The sequence below is a fragment of the Rhizobium indicum genome (assembly GCF_005862305.2).
GTDB lineage: Bacteria > Pseudomonadota > Alphaproteobacteria > Rhizobiales > Rhizobiaceae > Rhizobium > Rhizobium indicum.
This window is the reverse complement of the sequence record NZ_CP054023.1, coordinates 111,075-129,373: the sequence shown is the minus strand read 5'-3', so window position 1 is coordinate 129,373 and position 18,299 is coordinate 111,075. Positions and strand designations below refer to the sequence as shown.

16 protein-coding genes are annotated in these 18,299 nt (G+C 60.0%); 7 read left to right on the top strand and 9 right to left on the bottom strand.

Translation table 11 applies throughout. The features are described 5' to 3' along the window. Window positions 1-10 precede the first annotated feature (10 nt). Genes FFM53_RS30350 through FFM53_RS30340 form a run of 3 tightly spaced genes read right to left on the bottom strand, consistent with a single transcriptional unit; the run spans window position 11 to window position 2,088 of the window. Window positions 11-787: an SDR family oxidoreductase gene (locus tag FFM53_RS30350; RefSeq protein WP_138389622.1), complete on the bottom strand. Its 777-nt coding sequence runs from the start codon at window positions 785-787 to the stop codon at window positions 11-13. 25 nt (window positions 788-812) lie between these two features. Further along, window positions 813-1,676, bottom strand: a complete 864-nt coding sequence (locus FFM53_RS30345) for a MurR/RpiR family transcriptional regulator (RefSeq protein WP_138331431.1) — start codon at window positions 1,674-1,676, stop codon at window positions 813-815. Window positions 1,677-1,698: 22 nt separating this feature from the next. Continuing rightward, window positions 1,699-2,088, bottom strand: coding sequence for a RidA family protein (locus FFM53_RS30340; protein WP_003553181.1), 390 nt, complete (start codon window positions 2,086-2,088; stop codon window positions 1,699-1,701). A gap of 111 nt (window positions 2,089-2,199) precedes the next feature. Here FFM53_RS30340 and FFM53_RS30335 point away from each other — a divergent pair, with 111 nt between their 5' ends. The 4 genes from FFM53_RS30335 (at window position 2,200) to FFM53_RS30320 (ending at window position 7,495) form a co-directional block, all read left to right on the top strand. Continuing rightward, complete coding sequence (locus FFM53_RS30335; protein WP_138331430.1) at window positions 2,200-2,682, top strand: hypothetical protein; 483 nt, start codon at window positions 2,200-2,202, stop codon at window positions 2,680-2,682. A gap of 30 nt (window positions 2,683-2,712) precedes the next feature. Beyond that, the gene (locus FFM53_RS30330; RefSeq protein ID WP_138389623.1) at window positions 2,713-4,188 is read left to right on the top strand and encodes a M81 family metallopeptidase; all 1,476 of its coding nucleotides are present in this window, start codon (window positions 2,713-2,715) and stop codon (window positions 4,186-4,188) included. Beyond that, window positions 4,189-5,289 (top strand): D-TA family PLP-dependent enzyme, encoded by a 1,101-nt coding sequence (locus tag FFM53_RS30325; protein ID WP_138331428.1) that lies wholly within the window; start codon window positions 4,189-4,191, stop codon window positions 5,287-5,289. 499 nt (window positions 5,290-5,788) lie between these two features. Next, window positions 5,789-7,495 (top strand): adenylate/guanylate cyclase domain-containing protein, encoded by a 1,707-nt coding sequence (locus FFM53_RS30320; protein ID WP_138331427.1) that lies wholly within the window; start codon window positions 5,789-5,791, stop codon window positions 7,493-7,495. Window positions 7,496-8,077: 582 nt separating this feature from the next. Here the strand turns inward: FFM53_RS30320 and FFM53_RS30315 are convergent. From FFM53_RS30315 to FFM53_RS30295, 5 genes are all read right to left on the bottom strand, one after another. Further along, window positions 8,078-9,211 (bottom strand): ABC transporter ATP-binding protein, encoded by a 1,134-nt coding sequence (locus FFM53_RS30315; RefSeq protein ID WP_173863087.1) that lies wholly within the window; start codon window positions 9,209-9,211, stop codon window positions 8,078-8,080. 190 nt (window positions 9,212-9,401) lie between these two features. Then, window positions 9,402-10,607 (bottom strand): ABC transporter substrate-binding protein, encoded by a 1,206-nt coding sequence (locus tag FFM53_RS30310; protein ID WP_138331655.1) that lies wholly within the window; start codon window positions 10,605-10,607, stop codon window positions 9,402-9,404. Between the two features lie 73 nt (window positions 10,608-10,680). Beyond that, window positions 10,681-11,538, bottom strand: coding sequence for a carbohydrate ABC transporter permease (locus FFM53_RS30305; protein WP_003553169.1), 858 nt, complete (start codon window positions 11,536-11,538; stop codon window positions 10,681-10,683). Further along, a complete protein-coding gene (locus FFM53_RS30300) occupies window positions 11,535-12,419 on the bottom strand; it encodes a carbohydrate ABC transporter permease (protein WP_138389624.1) in 885 nt (294 codons plus the stop codon). Before FFM53_RS30300 ends, FFM53_RS30305 begins: the two co-directional genes overlap by 4 nt. Window positions 12,420-12,432: 13 nt before the next feature. Next, on the bottom strand, window positions 12,433-13,590 hold the full coding sequence (locus FFM53_RS30295) for a Gfo/Idh/MocA family protein (RefSeq protein ID WP_024320074.1): 1,158 nt from the start codon (window positions 13,588-13,590) through the stop codon (window positions 12,433-12,435). A gap of 329 nt (window positions 13,591-13,919) precedes the next feature. Between FFM53_RS30295 and yghX the strand changes: the two genes are divergently transcribed. Then, on the top strand, window positions 13,920-14,807 hold the full coding sequence (yghX, locus tag FFM53_RS30290; RefSeq protein ID WP_138389625.1) for a YghX family hydrolase: 888 nt from the start codon (window positions 13,920-13,922) through the stop codon (window positions 14,805-14,807). 66 nt (window positions 14,808-14,873) lie between these two features. On the opposite strand, the gene FFM53_RS30285 is transcribed toward yghX, so the two are convergent. Continuing rightward, window positions 14,874-16,247: an MmgE/PrpD family protein gene (locus tag FFM53_RS30285; RefSeq protein ID WP_138389626.1), complete on the bottom strand. Its 1,374-nt coding sequence runs from the start codon at window positions 16,245-16,247 to the stop codon at window positions 14,874-14,876. A gap of 39 nt (window positions 16,248-16,286) precedes the next feature. Between FFM53_RS30285 and FFM53_RS30280 the strand changes: the two genes are divergently transcribed. Both FFM53_RS30280 and FFM53_RS30275 read left to right on the top strand, forming a co-directional pair. Continuing rightward, entirely contained in the window at window positions 16,287-17,261 is a 975-nt protein-coding gene (locus tag FFM53_RS30280; RefSeq protein ID WP_173883695.1) for a LysR family transcriptional regulator, read from the top strand. A 37-nt stretch (window positions 17,262-17,298) separates the two neighbouring features. Further along, window positions 17,299-18,204 (top strand): LysR family transcriptional regulator, encoded by a 906-nt coding sequence (locus FFM53_RS30275; protein WP_138389628.1) that lies wholly within the window; start codon window positions 17,299-17,301, stop codon window positions 18,202-18,204. The last annotated feature ends 95 nt before the right edge of the window (window positions 18,205-18,299 follow it).

The following is an 18,299-nucleotide window of genomic DNA, read 5'->3' as shown; positions in this document are numbered from 1 at the left end:
CATCTGAATGTCAGTAATGTTCCGATTGCGAGAAGGTCCGCGCGAGTTCGGCCTGGCCTGCCGTGAGGCCGCAATCGACAGGCAGGCAGACGCCGGTGATGGCTGCGGCCTGGGGACCGGCAAGGAAGGCCACGGCATTGGCAACATCTTTCGGATCGACGACGCGCTGCAGCGGATACCAGCGGCGTGCTTCCTCGAAAACGTTGGGATTGGCTGCCGCGCGGGCTTCCCAGGCCTGCGTCTTCACCGTGCCGGGCGCGACGGCATTGGACCGGATGCCGAACTTGCCGTATTCCACGGCGACCAGCCGGGTGAAATGCAAAAGGCCGGCCTTGGCGGCGCTATAGGCCGGGTGTCCGAAGACATGCATGCCGTTGACCGAGGCGATATTGACGACTGACCCCTTCGAAACCGTCAGCATGGGCTCGAATGCGCGGAAACATAAGAATGCCGCTTCGAGATTGAGCGCATTGTCCGCCCGCCAGATCTCGGGCGTCGTGTCGTGCAGGCTGGTCGCGCGGGCGGCACCCGCATTGTTGACCAGGGTTTTAACCACGCCGACGTCGGCGGCGCGTCTTGCCAATTCCGCTATGCTCGTCTCGCTGGTTACATCGCATTCGATGGCGACGAAGCGATTATCCGGCCCGAGCTTCAACGCCACGGCAGCCGCAGCCGCAGCATCGATATCGGCGAGCAACACGACGTCGTGGTCATCGGCAAGCCGTGCGGCGATCGCCGCGCCGATATCGCCTGCAGCGCCGGTAACGATGGCTATCGACTGCGTCATTTTCTGTCGCTCCCGTTCATGAACCTCAATCTCCAAGCAATTGCCGGTCGTCGCCATCGCGGTGAATGACCAGCTGCTGCTTGATGCGCCGAAGCGTGGTCGTCGCCTTCGGCTGAACGGCATAGGCAACCAGGCTCGACAGGATATCGATCGTCGCGATGTAGGCTATGCGCGTCGAGGTCGGGCGATAGATATTGTGGCCCTCGGGAAGGTCGATCGGCACGACGATTTCGGCGGCCTTGGCAACCGGACTTTCCGTCTGCGTGAGCGCGATCGTCTTCACCTTGGTCTGGCGGGCAAGCTCGAAGGCGCGCACCAGCTCCATATTGCGCCCGGAGAAGGACGAGCCGATCAGCACATCGCCGGGCCTTGCCGCGGCAGCCATCATCAGCTGCATGCTGTGGTCGGAACTTGCGGTGATGCGAAGCCCGAGACGGAACAGGCGGTTCTGGAGCTCGTCGGCGATCATCGACGAATTGCCGCCCGACCCGAACGCATAGATCATATCGGCCTTGGCAATATGCGAAACGGCGGCTTCGATCGCGGCAAGATCAAGCGACCGATGCAGCAGAAAGAGCGCGTTCTGCGCCTTGGTGATGATATCCTGGGCGACATCAGCCGGATCGGTGCTTTTCGATTCCGGCTTCAGATAGCGAACACCGATATGGGCGGTGCGGGCAAGCTGCACCTTGAAGTCGGAAAAGCTCTCGCAACCGAGCCGCCGGCAAAAGCGGGTAACGGTCGGCGGCGATACCTCGGCCCGTTCCGCGAGCTCGATGATCGAGGCATTCACGGCAAACTCGAAGTCGTTGACGATGATCTCCGCGATGCGGCTCTCGGAGGGAGAGAGCCGGCCCTTGTCTTCCTGCAGCGTTGAAAAGATATCCAAGCCCGTCCCCCCCGATAGTTCGCTATCTATCCTTCTTCTTATAGGCCACGCAGTCGATCTCAACCTTGCAATCAACCATCATCGACGATTGCACACAGGCTCGTGCCGGCGGATGTTCGCCGAAATACTCCTGATAGATTTTGTTGAAGGTCCAGAAATCGCGCGGATCATCGAGCCAGACGCCGACGCGCACGACGTCCTCGACACCGTATCCGGCTTCATCGAGGATCGAAAGGACATTGGCAATCGTCTTGTGGGTCTGGGCGATGATGTTGCCGTCGATGATTTCGCCATCTTCCATCGCAACCTGCCCGGAAACATACAGCCATCCGTCGGCTTCGACCGCACGTGCGAAAGGCAGCGCCTTGCCGCCGGCGCCCGTTTGAACAGTGCCATAGCGCTTGATCGGCATGCTGAAGTCCTTGCAAATTATTTTCTTGATAAGTTGACAAGTGACCATAGAAAGCAGAATTTGACCAGTGAAAAACGCGATTTATGAAAAGAATTTCAATCCAGGGCAGATATGCGCGATCCTTTCAAGAATCCATTCCCGTCCGACAGCGCCCGATATTCTATCTGGGAGATGCTCGTTCCGCGCGATATCGATGCCTTTCTGGCCGCCGATTGGTCGATGGTCGAGGATGACTTCGTGGAAGAGGGCTTCATCGGCATCGATGGCCGCAAGGAAGTCAGCCCTGACAAGTGGCGTCTCGCATTTCCGACGCTGTCTGCCTATCGAGACGAATGGCTGAGGCAGGCGAAGGATTTCGCCAAACAGAGTTTCGCGGAAGATACACGCACGGCGATCTTCACCACGACAACGCTGGAAGAAATCGAAATCGAAGGCGACATGGCGCTTGTCCGCAAGAAATTCGACGGCGGCATTTCCAAGCCTGACGGTACCCGAGACGTCATGCAATGGCAGACGCTCTATTATTGCAGGCTTCACCAAGGACGCTGGAAAATCTCAGGTTTCACCGGCTACCTGCCGAACCCGATGGGTTGACGCGGGGCCGACAACACGAAGGCCACTTTCTTGCGCATTTTCACGGCAGCATTGGCGACCGAGACCAACACCTTTTCCCCGATCTGCGTGGATCGTCGCGCGTTCGAAGCCTCTCTCTATGCCCCGCCCGGCCAGCATCCCGAAACACCAACGCTCTGCACCGCGCCGATCACCGTCGGAAGGCGCGTCACCCGAGAAAAGGGTTGGGAACTGATTGAGGGAACGGCTACCTGGGCCGACCCCGCAGGCCTCGTCAACCGGACGACCTACGAGGAATTGCGTGACGAAATCCTCGGCCAACTCCGTGCGGCAATGCCTGTCGACGCCGTCGTCATGGGCCTGCACGGCGCCATGGTGGCAGCCGGATACGAGGATACGGAAGGCGATCTTCTGTCGCGCATCCGTGAGATCGTCGGGCCTGATGTCCTCATCTGCGCCGAGCTCGATCCGCACAGCCATCTTACCGCAAAACGCGTCGCCGCTCTCGATTTCGCTGTCTATTTCAAGGAGTTTCCGCATACGGACTTCGTCGACCGCGCCGAGGATCTCTGGCGCATCGCGGTCGAGACGCTTGAGGGCCGGATTAAGCCTGTTATGTCGGTGTTCGACTGCAAGATGATCGACGTCTTCCCGACATCGCGCGAGCCCATGCGTTCCTTCGTCGACAAGATCATGCAGATCGAGAAGGATGATCCGGACATCCTGTCGATCTCGGTGATCCACGGCTTCATGGTGGGCGACGTTCCCGAAATGGGAACGAAGCTGCTTGTCGTGACTGATAATAAGCCGGAGAAGGGCGCGGCTTTGGCGCGTGAGCTCGGCCTTGAGCTATTTTCGAAGCGCGGCACCTTCATGGTCCCGCAGATCGACGAGAAGGAAGCCGTCGCGCGTGCGATGGCCGCCACCGCATGGCCTGTCGTCATTGCCGATGTCTGGGACAATCCGGGCGGCGGCACGGCAGGGGATGCGACGGTTATCCTCGAAGAGCTGATCGCCCGCGGCGTCACGAATGCCGCGATCGGTACCATCTGGGATCCGGTGGCCGTCCAGATTTGTTTTGCGGCGGGCGAGGGGGCAGAAATTCCGCTGCGCTTCGGCGCCAAGTCGGCGCCCGGCACCGGCAATCCCATCGATGGCACCGTCAAGATCGTCAAGCTGCTGAAGAATGCCGAGATGCAGTTCGGCGAGAGCCTCGCACCTTTCGGCGATGCCGCACATATCGTGCTTGACGGCCTCGACATCATCCTCAATTCCACACGCGCTCAAAGCTTCGATCCGAGCCTTTTTTCGGCGATGGGCATCGACCCCGCCAGGCAGAAGATCCTGGTGATCAAATCCACCAACCACTTCTTCGCGTCCTTCTCGAAGATCGCGGCCGAGATCCTTTACTGCTCTGCAGGAACGCCCTATCCCAATAATCCGGCGACGACGCCATACCGGCGGGCACCGAAGACCATATGGCCGATCATCGCCGATCCACATGGACCAGAACGCGGAGCCGCCTAGATGCATGACAACCGGTTTGCCGTCATCGCCAAGGCAGGCGACAGGATCGCCGATCTCTCGACGCCGCGTCCTGTGATCGATGAAGACCGGCTGGCGGCAAACATAGACCGCGTTCAATCCTATATGGATCAGCACGGACTGAACTTCCGCCCGCATATCAAGACGCACAAGATCCCGGCTCTCGCCGTCGCGCAGGTTGCCGCGGGCGCCAAGGGCATCAATTGCCAGAAGGTGACGGAAGCCGAAGTTTTTGCCGAAGCAGGCTTCGAGGACATCCTCATCACCTTCAACATCCTCGGACCGCAGAAGCTCGAGCGGCTGGCCAAGTTGAACGAGAGAATTTCGGCCCTCAAGGTCGTCGCCGACAGCGAAGTGACGGTCGACGGGCTGGCAGCACATTTCTCCGGCCACAAGCCGCTCACGGTTCTGGTCGAATGCGATACCGGCGGCAGCCGCTGCGGCGTGCAGACGCCGGGTGAGGCGGCCTCGCTCGCCAAGCGCATCGCCGCTGCCGACGGCCTCACCTTCGGCGGCATCGTGACCTATCCGAAGCCGCAATCGGCCGCCGCCGTGGAAGCCTTCATCACAGAGGCGCTCAAGCAGCTGAAAACGGAAGGCATAACCTGCCCGATCGTCAGCAACGGCGGAACGCCGAGCCTCTTCGAGGCGCATCTCGTCACCTCGGCCACGGAACACCGCGCCGGCACCTATATTTACAACGATCGCCAGATGGTGCGCATGGGCCATTGCACCGAGGACGATTGCGCCATGCATGTGCTGGCGACCGTCGTGTCGCGGCCAAACGCCGACCGCGCCGTCATCGATGCCGGGTCGAAGGCGCTGACATCGGATCTTCAGGGTTTTAGCGACTACGGGCTGATCGTCGGTTATCCCGAGGCGCGGATCAGCAGCCTCTCGGAAGAACACGGCGTGATCGACCTGTCGAATTGCACCGGCCCCCGGCCGCAGATCGGCGAGAAGCTCTTCATCATCCCGAACCACACCTGCGTGGTGTCCAATCTGTTCGATACGATGGTCTTCCATCGGGGCGGCATCGTCACCCGCGTCGAGCAGGTCGCCGCCCGCGGTCTCGTCTGGTAGGGGGCGGTTCCGGCTGGAGCAAAATGATGCCGATTGCCGAAGGCTGCGGTTATCGGTGGATCGCTCGCGATCTCCGTATCAGCAAAATACAGTAGCTGATGTTGCGAGACGTGCGCGCAAGGGATGACCTGGTTGCGCTAAGGGCTGACATTTGGCGAGATTGAGTGAGTGACCGATTTGGGGCCGGAAGGAGACTGGCCGCATCTGGAAAGTTAGCCAGAAATGCAGACATAGCGCAGTTGCAGCTCGGGTCTCCCCCGGGACAGAACTGGGCACTTCCGCCGAGGCCCTCGCTCGCCGCCCATCACCAGACGTTCAAGAACCGTCCGCTTTCCGTGGATACTCATTTCCGTGTCGTCCACCTCGACGCCGTCGGTCACAAAGAAGGATGACGGCTCGATGGAGGTGGAGATCGCCGGGACATTACCTCTTTACCACTTGTTGACTCACCCGCGGTTGAACAATAACTTGCGAACTCGGTCGTTAGGCTTGTCCTCACATGACGGATCAATCTATTCAGCGTCGCCTTGCCGCCATCGTCGTTGCCGATGTGGTGGGATATTCACGCCTGATGGAAGCTAATGAAGCCGCAACGCTGGCGAACCTCAGGGAACTCCGTTCCGGCGTTATCGAGCCGGCTGTGATGCGCTACCACGGTCGCATCTTCAAGGTCATGGGCGACGGCTTCCTAATCGAATTCGGTAGCGCGGTGGACGCGGTCGCAGCAGCGTTGGAAATGCAACGGGCCACCACCGCTGTTGAGGCTTCCGGAGACCGGCGCCTGCTTTTGCGTGTAGGCGTCAATCTGGGAGATGTCATTGACGACGGTTCAGACGTCCTCGGCGACGACGTCAATGTCGCGGCGCGCCTCCAGACGCAGGCCGCACCGGGAGGCATCTGCATTTCAGCCAATGTTCACGGCGAGATCGTCGGCAAGATTAGCGACCGGTTCATTGATGCAGGCGAACGCTACCTGAAGAACCTGACTCGCCCGGTCCACGTGTGGCATTGGCCGGATGCGCTGCAGAGCATATTGCCGCTGCCCGAATGTCCCTCGATCGCTGTATTGCCGTTCACGAATATGAGTGGGGATGAAGCGGACGCGCCTTTCGTCGACGGCTTGACCGAAGACCTGATCACCGACCTTTCCCGTACGGCTGGTCTGTTCGTCATCGCGCGCAATTCCGTGTACGTCTACAAGGGCAAGCCGGTCGACGTCCGGCTGGTCGCCCAGGAACTCGGCGTCCGCTATGTCCTCGAGGGGAGCGCCAGACGCGCAATGGGCCGTGTCCGCATCAATGCCCAATTGGTCGACACGCTTGCCGGCCAGCACTTGTGGGCCGACCGGTTTGACAGGACGGTGGAAGATGTTTTCGAACTACAGGATGAAGTTAACGCCAAGATTGTTGAAGCCCTCGTTGGCCGGCTGACCATCCCGACGCCGCGCAATCGGCCGAAGAACTTTGAGGCGTACGATCTGTGTGTGCGCGCCCGCCTCCTGACGGAAGAGTCGCCGCAAACTGAGCGTGAGGCCTATATGCTGCTCCAACGCGCGGTTGAGCTCGAGCCATCATATGCCGAGGCGCTCGGTCTGCTCGCCTATAACCGTTGGCTTGCCTGGACTCATTTCGGCGAGCCCGAAGATCCTAACCGTCGGATGGCGGCGACGTTCGCGCAGAAGGCGGTCGACCTGGATCCCAACGATGCCGGCTGCCGTTATGTTCTGGGGACCATTTTGGCTTATGAGCGGCGATGGGAGGAATCGGAGGCCGCCTTCGCCAAGGCCCTGGAGCTGGACCCCAACCACGCCGACACCTGGGCCGCCATGTCGGACATGTCCGTGCTGGACGGCAGGGTTGCCGACGGACTGGCGCAGATCGAAAAAGCTCTGCGGCTCAATCCCTACCCAGCCTGCTGGTATCTTTGTCATCTTGGGCAGGCGCAATACGCCGCGCGTGACTATGAGGCGGCAGCCGCTACGCTCCGCAGGAAAGACACGTATCGTACCAACTCACGCAAATTCCTGGCTGCTACGCTTGCGCAGTTGGGCCACCATGAGGAGGCGCGGCGAGAAGCAGAATTGTTCCTGATCGCCCACCCTCATTTCACGATCGGCCATTGGCTCAGCTCCCAGCCGCTGCGCGATGCATCTGTACGAGACCACTTTGTTGACGGCTTCCGAAAGGCCGGCCTGCCGGAGATGTGACAGCGGGTGGGGACAATCCCGACGCGTTCGAGGACTTGATCAACGGGATATGCGCTGTGCGAGAACGGCGGTCTGGATCGCAGTGCCAAGCTTATTCAGACGCTCCACAAAACGCGTCAACCAGCCCGAGTCTCGCATGACTTTTCCGCTGGACCGCCTTGCATCATGGTGGCGATGAGCCCGTAGCCCAGAATGAAGACAGGATGCTTTGCGAAACATTTAAGCAGCTTCGCCGAGACATGAAGGCGACGACGCTTACTTCCGCTATCGGCGGCGCAAAGATGCCGTTACCTTGAAACTAGACGATGTCTGCTTTCCGGCAGGTGCAAGGTATGCTTCAACGGCCGAAATGACAGCGCAAAGCCGCCGAAGGTCGACAACGGAAAAATGTCCGCTTTGGGCCGAAGGTTGTTATGACGCAAATGGGCCCGACTCTGCCATCTGCAGGAGATTGTCCAACGACGTTCGTGGGGTGAAAATCACCCGAACCCTACCGGCGAGCAGCCAAAATTGCTTAGGGCGTCGTTTGGCCCGTATCCGGAGCCGACCCCCGGTAGGAAAAACGCCGCCCTGGCCGCCGGTTCAAGCCGCCGTCGGATTGATCACATTCATATCGATTTCGGTCAGCTCGACGCGCCGCTCGAAAGCAATGCCCGCCTCGTCGAAGAGATGGCAATCTGCGGCATTGATGCCGGTTGCGACAGGCGCGTCCGCACGGATGCCGACGCTGCCCGGCAGCATGGCGCAGAAATTCTCGGACTCTCCATTCAGCGAGGCGTAAGCGACCGTATTTGCTCCGAGGCGCTCGATGACCGTCGGCGTCACCTTAAAGACGATATCGCCGCCGCCGAGCTGGATATGCTCCGGCCGGATGCCGAGCGTCAAAGCCTTGCCGGCCATGCCGTCACGCGGCGTCACCGGCAGCACGGCTGTCTGGCCCTGATAATCCACCTCGACGCCATTGGCGCTGACGCCCTTGCAGGTCACGGGAAGAAAATTCATTTTCGGATTGCCGATGAAGCCGGCGACAAACTGATTTGCGGGCTTGTGATAAAGCTCCAGCGGCGCGCCCGTCTGGGAGATATCGCCGGAATCCAGCACGACGATGCGGTCGGCCATGGTCATCGCCTCGACCTGGTCGTGCGTCACATAGATCATCGTTGCCTTCAACTGCCTGTGCAGCTTGGCAAGCTCGATGCGCATGTCGGCGCGAAGTGCTGCGTCGAGGTTGGAAAGCGGCTCGTCGAACAGGAATATCTTCGGTTCGCGCACGATGGCGCGACCGATCGCGACGCGCTGGCGCTGGCCGCCGGACAGCATGCCGGGTTTCTGCTGCAGCCGCTGTTCGAGGTGAAGGATGCGCGCCGCGTTTTCCACCTTGGCCTTGAGCTTCTCCTCTTCCATCCTTTCGACCCGAAGCGGGAAGGCAATGTTCTCGAAGACCGTCATGTGCGGATAGAGCGCGTAGGACTGGAACACCATGGCGATGCCGCGCTTGACCGGCGGCAGATCATTGACCCTGACACCATCGATGACGATGTCGCCTGCCGTCGTCGCGTCGAGACCGGCAATCATGCGCAGCAGGGTGGATTTGCCGCAGCCTGAGGGCCCGACGAAGACGACGAACTCGCCGTTCTTCACATCGAGCTGCACGCCCTTCAGAACTTCGTAGTCGCCATAGAACTTCTGAACTTTGTTGAGAAGGAGCTGTCCCAAAAATCTGTCTCCGCTGGCGGCCTTCGTCGCACATTCGATCATCGTGACTGCATAATTCCTTACATCGGATTCGACTTAAGGAATGCAGCAATTCAAGGTGTTACAGCGCCGCACTGCGAAAAGACATGCGGCGCTGCAGGAGGGGGATCGCGGGCTGTTGCCGTCCGCGATCCCGCGACCCCAAAGAGGCCTACTTGAACGCCTCGACTTCGCCGGCAGCCTTCTTGAGTGCTGCCTCCGGCTCGGCCTTGCCCGTCACCACGGACTGTACCATCTCGATCATCGAGTTCTGGAAGCCCTTGTAGTCGGTGAAGAGCGGCTCGGGACCACCGTAGCTGATGCCGTCGATCAAGGGCTTCCAGTGGGGATCCTTGGCGACGAATTCATCGACCTTTGCCGACGGCCGCAGCGGGGTGAGGCCGGCGCCGCCCTGCAGTTCGTATTCGGATTGCACATCCGGCGAGGTGATGAACTTGGCGAATTCCGTCGCCTTGTCCTCGACCCCCGAACCCTTGAAGATCGCCAGGCTGTCGGTGATCAGCAGCGTGCCGGGGCCTTTGGCGTCGGGGCCGAGCGGCAGCGTCGTGATGCCCCAGCTGATCTTCGTTGCCTTCAGGCGGTCGGCTGCACCCGAGCCTGCCTGGATCATAGCCACTTTGCCGTCGAGGAAGATGGCGCGGACTTCGTTCTGCTCGTAGGCGGTCGGGCCTTCTTCGGAGTAGGGGACGATGTCCTTGTAGGCCTTCAGCGCGGCGAGAATCTGCGGGCTGTCGAGCGTGACCTTGCCGTCGGCATCAATCACCGTGCCGTTGTTGGTGTAAACCCAATGCATGAACTGGTGCATCGTGTTGTCGAAGGTCTTGGCGGAAAGACCGAAGCCCGGAATGCCGGTCTTTTCCTTTATGGTCTTTGCCATCTCGATTTCTTCAGCCCAAGTCTTCGGGGGCGTCTCGGGGTCGAGACCAGCCTGCTTGAAGAGATCCTTGTTCCAATAGAGCGCCTTGGTGGAGAAGGCGATCGGAACACCCCACTGCGTGCCCTCGAAGGTCACGGTGTTGACGATGTTCGGATAGTAGGTCTTCTTCTCGTCATCTGTCATCGGCACAGGAACGATAAGGTCGTTCTGCGCGAATTCCTTCAGCGTGCGCGAGCCGACATAGGCCATCGCCACCGGCGTGCCGGCGGCAGCGAGCGTCGTTGCCTTGTCCTGGCACTGTGCCCATCCGACGACCTCGGGAGCGACCTTCCAGCCTGTGTTCTTTTCTTCCCATTGCTTGATGTATTTGGTGTGGACCGGGTCGATCGTGTCGCCGCAATAGATCCAGCTGATTTCCTTGTCGGCCGCCTGGGCAGTGACGGCGGTCAGTGCCGTCGAACCGAGCAGGGCGAGCGCCATAAGGCCTGTCTTGATGGTAATGCTCACGTCGTGACTCCCATTCTTGTGTTAGCTGTTCACTCGTTTTTTGGTCTTATTGTTTCACCGCACCGGCGGTCAGCCCGCCGACAAGGTAGCGCTGAAGGAAGAAGATGACGACCATCGCCGGCGCGATACCGACGAAGGAAGCCGCCATCAGTTCGTTCCAGATGACCTCCTGCTTGCCGAAGTAAGCAAAGAGCCCCACCGGCAAGGGCATGTATTCGGTCTTCGAGTTGAACGTCAGCGCGAAGATGAATTGCTGGGCGTAAGCGCCGATGAAGGTGGTGATGGCGACGACGATGATCCCCGGCATCGCAATGGGAAGGATGACCCGGCGCAGCGTGTAGAAATGGCTGGCGCCATCCATGTAGGCCGCTTCGTTGAGTTCCTGCGGAATGCGGATCATGTAGGTGCGCAGCAGCCAGATCGCCGAGGGGATCAGGAAGGCGACGCCCGGCACGATCATGGCGAGATAGGTGTTGAGCACGCCGATGCTGCGCATCAGCCGGAAGAGCGGGATCAACAGCACGGCGCCGGAGAACATGTTCACCGTCAGGAAGGCGCCGAGCAGGATGCCCATGCCCCTGAATTCGAACTTCGCAAAGGCATAGGCCGCCGGAATGACGAGGCAGAGGACGATCAGCGTGACGATGATCGAGATGAAGAACGAGTTGAAGATATAGCGCCCGAAGCCCGGCACACTGATCCACATCGTCCGATAGGCTTCGAAGGAGCCGTTCTCCGGCCAGAAACGATAGGGCGAGGAGAAAAGCTGGCTGAGCGGCTTCAGCGAAACCAGGAAACCTTCGACGAAGGGCGACAGCACGAAGAAAAGAAACAGCGCAATGCCGCAATAGATCAGGATGATTTCCCACCAGCGGTAACGGTCGATCATGGCTGCATTGCTCATGCGCGTTTCTCCGGATTGAGGCGGCGGGTGACGCGGAAATAAGCGAAGCAGAAGAGCGACAGGAAGATGCAGATCAACACGGCGCGCGCTGCACCTTCACCGTATTTCTTCGAGCCGATCGCGGTCTGATAGGTGTCGATGATCATCGTCGTCGTCTCGCCGCTCGGTCCGCCCTGCGTCAGGATCCAGATGATGTCGAACGAGTTGAAGGTGGCGATCAGCGACAGCATCGACATGGTGATGATCGCCGGAACCATCAGCGGCAGCGTGATGCGGCGGAAGCGGTACCAGCGGCCGGCGCCGTCGGTCCAGGCGGCCTCGTAGAGATCCTTCGGAATGGATTGGATCGCCGCCAGGAAGTAGATCGTCACCAACGGCACGCCGATCCACACGTCGGTGATGATCGTTGCCCAGAAGGCGGTGTTTCCATAAGCGAGGAAGGCGACAGGGCCGTCGACGAGACCGAAGCGCTGCAGCATGCCTGATATCATCCCGAACTGGCCATTATACATCCAGCCCCACATGAAGATGCCGATCGCCATCGGCACGATCCATGGCGGCATGGTCAAAAGCCGGAACAGGGAGCGGCCGGGTACGGCAGCATTCAGCATGCATGCGCCGAACGTGCCGATCACCATTTTCAGGGCAACCGAGAAGAACGTCCAGATGAAGGTGCGGATGATGACTTCGGCAAACCGCTCGTTGAAGATCTTCTCGTAATTCACCCAGCCGACCCAGTTGGTTGTCTTCCGAAGAGACGCATCGGTGAAGGAGAGAATAAACGTATCCACCAGCGGGTAGGCGACGATCGCCAGAACATAAAGGACAGCCGGGAGAAGAAGGATCCAGGCGAAGATGAAGGTGCTTCGTTGAACACTCATCCTGCCGCCCCCCTCAAGCCGCTCTTGCGTGAAGGGCTTCGTCGAAGCGGTCCCAAATGGGACGCAGATCGATGACCGCTTTCTTCATCCTCGCTTCGTCCATCGCCAAGGCGAGGATGCCGGCTTCGAGCGCATTCAGGGTGGAAACAGGAAGTTCGAGCCCGGTGCGCACGCTTTCAAGCAGATCGCTCGCCATCTGTTCATCGGCGCCGTAGTGCTGGGAGAGCTCGGTGGCGGCATATTTGTTTTCGACAATCTTGTTGCCGGTCAGCTGTTCGTGAACGTCGAGATAGCCGCGCACGAAATCGCCTTCGGCCATGCCGCGCGAACCCATGATGGCGAAACGGCGGAACTGGTCGGGCACGTTCAGATTGGTGTGAAAGTTCATGCCGACGCCATTGGCATATTCGACGATCGCGACCTGATAGTCGATGATATCGGCATCGCTGTCGAAGACCTTGTCCGATCCCATCCATCCGCTCGGCTTGCGGTGGAAAAGCTCGAGGTCGTTGATGCCCTCGCGCGCCGGGTCGTTGGCCGGAATGAAGCTCTTGCGGCCGCCGAAACTTGCGACGCGCTCCGGCCGTGCGCCGGCGACGCCATTATAGAGATCGAGGTCGTGGCAGCATTTCTCCAGCATGAAGCTGCCGGAATAGCGCTCATAGCGGCGCCAGTCGCGCATGAAGAAGGCGCCGTGATAAGGCTCGATATGTTCGGAGGCCTCGATCGACACGATCTGACCAAGCTTGCCCTCGGCCTGGATGGCGCGGAGATCCTTATAAAGAGGAGAATAGCGCAACACGAGACCGACCATCAGTCGCTCATGGCCGAATTTTGCCATCAGATGGGCAAGTTCGATGCTTTCGGCGATCGTCGTGACGATCGGTTTTTCGCAAAAGACCTTGAGACCGGCTTGAAGCCCGAGCCTGATATGGTCGAGATGCAGGTGATTGGGGGAGCCGATCATCAGCAGATCGAGTTTTTCGGAGGCAAGAAGCTCTTCCGGCGAACCATAGGCCTTGCCGACTGAAATTCCCTTTTCCGTCAATCCGGGAAGTCCGGCGGGTTCCGGATCCACATAGCCGACAATGTCGAAGCTGCTATCGATTGCCTTGAAAACATAGCCGAGATAGCCGAGCCGGAATCCTAGCCCGATGATTCCCACTTTCATGCCGATCAGGTTCCCATTTAGTAATTTATTTTCTTTAAGTTGGGACAAAAATCGGGAGGCGTCAATAGAAAACGGGCATCGAAGCGCGAGCATGAAATTAATTTTCATGGATCGGTAGCCGGCGGTCGATTGCTGGCTGCGACCGGCCGGACGCCGATTGCCAAAGGGAAGAGGGCGCGCCGCTTGAAGCAGGAGCCGCGAATTCAGCACCGGTCGCCGCAGGCAGCGATCGCCATGGCTAGCACACGCGGGACTCGCGAAATGTTGAAAAGACTCGTGAGTTTACGTGTGTAGGATGATGCGAGACCCGAAGGCACGGAGGAGCCATCATGACCCGTATGACAGCCAAGGATTTCCCTCAGGAACTTCTCGAACTCTACGATTATTACGCGCACGGGAGAATTACCAAGCGCGAGTTTCTCGACCGGGCCGGCAAATTCGCTGTCGGCGGACTTACGGCAGCTGCCATTCTTTCATCGCTGAGCCCTGACTATGCGCTGGCGACCCAGGTCGAGTTCACCGATCCCGATATATCAGCTGAATACATCACCTATCCCTCGCCAAAGGGAAATGGAGATGTCCGCGGCTATCTCGTCCGCCCTAAAAACGCCACCGGCAAAGTCGCGGCCGTGGTGGTCGTTCATGAAAACAGAGGTCTGAACCCCTATATCGAGGATGTGGCGCGGCGCGTGGCAAAGGCAGGTTTCATCGCACTTGCGCCGGATGGCCTGACCTCGGTCGGAGGCTATCCCGGCAACGACGAAAAGGGACGAGAACTCCAGCAGAAGGTCGACCCGGAAAAGCTGATGAACGACTTCTTCGCGGCGGTCGAATTCTTGATGAGCAGCGATCTCACCACCGGCAAGGTCGGCATCACCGGCTTCTGCTATGGCGGCGGCGTCTCCAACGCCGCGGCGGTGGCCTATCCGGAGCTTGCCGCAGCCGTGCCCTTCTACGGCCGGCAGCCGCGCGCCGAAGACGTGCCGAAGATCAAGGCGCCGCTGCTTCTCCACTATGCCGGACTGGACAAGGGGATCAACGAAGGCTGGCCGGCCTACGAAGCTGCGCTGAAATCGTCTCAAAAAACCTACGAGGCCTATGTCTATCCCGACGTCAATCACGGCTTCCACAATGATTCCACGCCGCGCTACGACGAGACGGCTGCCAAGCTCGCCTGGCAGCGAACGGTCGACTGGTTTACGAAATACCTCGCCTGAGAAGGCCGGTCTTGAACGCGCTGCGGCGGGGAGCCATTCCCCGCCGCCTATCCGTCCCGTGGCCTGTCAAGGCGACTGACGGCCTATGATCAGGTTCCAGAAGGGATCGTCGCCGGACAGGTTTTCAAAATCGGCAAGCCGGCGAAGCTGCAGGAAAGAGGCGCCGGACACATTCCGATTTCCCCAGCGCAAGCAGTCCAGGAATTTGACTTCACGTTCATGAACGCTCATCGGCGCTTCAAGCGATCCCTTCGCCTGCAAGCGAGACTTTTTATAAATGCGCCCGTCGCGCATCGTCACCGTGACGACATGCGGGAGGCGCTCCACGCCTTTTTCCTCTTCCGCCGTATAGGACTGCATTTTGATGCGCGGCATGAGTTCCCGGATTTCCGGCCGCTCGATCTCCTGCCGCGTAAAGTCTGACAGGCTGAGGGAGCCTTTGAGGAAAGCTGTTGCCAGGCAATATTGCATCGAGAAGCGGGCCTGCATCTCATCGGTGGGATCGGGATAAGCGAGGTTGCGGGCAGCGGATATGCCGACTTTCGTCTCGATCCCGGCAATGTCGCCGGCCAAAAGTCCATGCTCCTGCTTCAGATCCAGAAGCGCGTCGATGGCGCGATGGGTCGAAGCGCAGCAGGGATGGCGCTTGGTCACCACGCCCCGGCTTTCGATGATATGTTCCTCGTCGAATGTCAGGTCTTCCCAGCCCTTGGCATTATCGCCGCCGAAAAGATCGAGGAAGCCTTGCAGCCGCTCGAGGATATCCGGCCGCCCGCTCATGCCCGCAAGCGCCATGCGCACCGCGTCCACGGCATTGCGCGCGGCAATGCCGGCGTGAAGCGGTTTGGCGGTCGTGCCGAATTGCCCTTTCGGGCCGCAGGCGAAGCTCGCCGCGAGGCTCATCGCCGCGACTAAGCCGTTTTCGTCGGCGCCGAGAAGCCGTGCCACGCCAGCCGCGGCCCCGATGCTGCCGACCGTCGCCGTTGCGTGCCAGCCTCTGTTGTAGTGAGAGGGATTGACGCCGAAGCCGACCGCCGCTTGCGCCTCCAGCCCGGCCAGGTAGGCCTCGAGAAACCGTCTTCCGCTTGTTGCCTTGCCGCGCGTCAGAACCGCCAGCAGCGCCGGCACCAGCACCGCGGAAGCATGCGCCCTTGCCGGATGGAAATTGTCATCGAAATCGAGCGCATGAGCCGCCGTTGCGTTGATGAGTGCGGCGAAAGAGGGCGAGGCGGAGCCGCCGGTGACGAGCCGCGCTTCGCCGCCTCCGGCGATTTCTCCGTCGAAGGCGCGGGTGAGCGCGGCAACGCTTTCATCGCCGCTGCCTGCAATCATACAGCCGATGGTGTCCACCACAGCATCTCTTGCCCGGTCCATGGCGAGGTCTGAGAACGTCGTTCGCGACAGGAGCTGTTGCGCGATCTTCCGGAGAATGGTGGCCATTGACGAAAGTCTTTCGGTGAGTTTGGTTCTCAGCGGAAAATGTTCAACTTTCCGCAGGTCCGCAATCTTATGCGGTTTGCGGGTAGGGCTATCGATGTTGGAGATAGAATGGCGCGAGACACGAGTGCGGCGATCAGCCTGAAGCATATCGAGGCCTATGACGCCATCGCGGCGACGGGCTCGACGATTGCCGCTTCCGTCGAGCTTGGGATCTCGCAATCGAACGCCAGCCGTTTGTTGCAGCAACTGGAAGACTATCTCGGCGTCCGGCTTTTCGACCGGGAAAAGAACCGGCTGCAACCGACCCGCGAGGGGCTGCAGCTCGGCCCGGAAATCCGGGCCATTTCCGACCGGCTACGCGCCTTGAAAACAGCGGCGATGGAGCTCGAAAGCGGTCGATCGCGCGAGATCATGCTGCGGCTCGCCTTTCCCAGCAGCCTCTCCTCGACGCGCATTCCGAAGCTGCTGAAGAACTTTCTCGCGGCGAATGGTCCGATGCGCGTCGAAGTCGCATCCGGCAGCTACCTGGCAATTGAACGGATGGTGGCCGACGGCGAGGCCGATCTCGGCTTCGCGCGTCTGCCGCTGATGAGCCCGGGATTGAAACAGGAGAAGATCCTGTCGTCGCGGGTCATTTGCGCCCTGCACAATGATCATCCGAAGGCCGGCAGCCGCCAGTTGTCGGTCGCCGACCTGAAGGGGCAGGATCTGATCATGCTGAACAGGGAGCGACCGGTTCGTCACGAGCTTGAGGCGTTGTTCTACAAGGCCGGCATCCGCCAACGCCCCTTGCTCGAAGCGCATTCGGTGGCGAGTGCCTGCGCGCTGGCCGCGCAGGGGCTTGGCATTGCGCTGGTCGGCGAAATCATCGCCCGCGAATATGCGACGCTGCCGCTACAGTTCATTCCGCTCGAACCGGAACTGCCGGTTGCTTACGCGCTGATCAGCGGAGAGAAATTTCCGATGCCCAAGGCCGCCAGCCTCTTCCTTCAAAGCATTTCGGACTGGGCATGATGACGGCGCTTGAACTGTTCCGGGGGATCGCGAACGCATGAATATCAAGCAACTGGAAGTCCTGCGCACGCTTCTGGCGACAGGGTCGACGATTGCCACTGCAAAGACGATGGGGCTCAGCCAGTCCGGCGTCAGCCGCCTGCTCCAGCAGCTCGAGGCGGACCTTTCGATGTCGCTTTTCGTGCGCGACAAAGGCCGTCTCATCCCCACCCCCGAGGCCCTGCTTCTTGCCCGCGATGCCGAAAACATCTTGCTCGCGGTCGATCGGATGTCGGGCCATGCGGAGGACTTAAGAAGCGGCGCCGCCGGCCCGGAGATCGTCCGCGTCGGCCTGCCGAGCAGCATGTGGGAGCATTTCGCACCGGCAATGCTGGCCGATTACATCAGCGATTTCCCCGGTGTGCGGATCGAAACCTTCTTCGAGACGACGACCGCGATCAACAAGCTCGTCGAGCAGAGAGTGATCGATTTCGGCTTTCTGCGCATGGAGGGCGAGAGCGGACCGGGCATCGAGGTCGAGCGGGTCGCCACCGGCGAAAGTGTCTGCGTCGTTCCGAAGGACCATCCTCTTGCGAAACTGGAGGAAATCACGGTCAGGAATTTGCGCGACGTGCCCCTCATTCTGATTGGCCGCCAACGGCCGAACCGCATGGCGCTCGACCAGACCTTCCGGCGGGCCGGCGTCAAGCAGATCGTCAAGATCGAGACGCATACCAATAGTTCCGCCTGTTCCTACGTCGCGCATGGCCTCGGGGTCACGATCATCAGCAGCTTTTATGCGAATCTCTATCGCCACCTACCGGTGGTTCACCGTCCTTTCGTGCCACGCGCGACCCAGGAATTCGGATTGGCGAGGGCGGTCGGGACGCCACTCTCGATTGCCGCTCACGCTCTCAGCGACGCTTTGAAGCGGCAGATCCAGCTTTCGCAAAAAGACATTTGAAATCAAACGTTTAGCCTGAACCTTTACGCCAACGTAGCCGTTTTGGTTGCGGTCGTATTCCGCATAGAGTTATGACAGAATCGCATAATATTGCG

Coding starts and splice junctions, on each gene's coding strand:
- FFM53_RS30350 (WP_138389622.1), bottom strand. CDS start 787: ATGACGCAGTCGATAGCCATCGTTACCGGCGCTGCAGGCGATATCGGC.
- FFM53_RS30340 (WP_003553181.1), bottom strand. CDS start 2,088: ATGCCGATCAAGCGCTATGGCACTGTTCAAACGGGCGCCGGCGGCAAG.
- FFM53_RS30335 (WP_138331430.1), top strand. CDS start 2,200: ATGCGCGATCCTTTCAAGAATCCATTCCCGTCCGACAGCGCCCGATAT.
- FFM53_RS30325 (WP_138331428.1), top strand. CDS start 4,189: ATGCATGACAACCGGTTTGCCGTCATCGCCAAGGCAGGCGACAGGATC.
- FFM53_RS30320 (WP_138331427.1), top strand. CDS start 5,789: ATGACGGATCAATCTATTCAGCGTCGCCTTGCCGCCATCGTCGTTGCC.
- FFM53_RS30310 (WP_138331655.1), bottom strand. CDS start 10,607: ATGGCGCTCGCCCTGCTCGGTTCGACGGCACTGACCGCCGTCACTGCC.
- FFM53_RS30305 (WP_003553169.1), bottom strand. CDS start 11,538: ATGAGCAATGCAGCCATGATCGACCGTTACCGCTGGTGGGAAATCATC.
- FFM53_RS30300 (WP_138389624.1), bottom strand. CDS start 12,419: ATGAGTGTTCAACGAAGCACCTTCATCTTCGCCTGGATCCTTCTTCTC.
- FFM53_RS30295 (WP_024320074.1), bottom strand. CDS start 13,590: ATGAAAGTGGGAATCATCGGGCTAGGATTCCGGCTCGGCTATCTCGGC.
- yghX (WP_138389625.1), top strand. CDS start 13,920: ATGACCCGTATGACAGCCAAGGATTTCCCTCAGGAACTTCTCGAACTC.
- FFM53_RS30285 (WP_138389626.1), bottom strand. CDS start 16,247: ATGGCCACCATTCTCCGGAAGATCGCGCAACAGCTCCTGTCGCGAACG.
- FFM53_RS30280 (WP_173883695.1), top strand. CDS start 16,287: ATGTTCAACTTTCCGCAGGTCCGCAATCTTATGCGGTTTGCGGGTAGG.
- FFM53_RS30275 (WP_138389628.1), top strand. CDS start 17,299: ATGAATATCAAGCAACTGGAAGTCCTGCGCACGCTTCTGGCGACAGGG.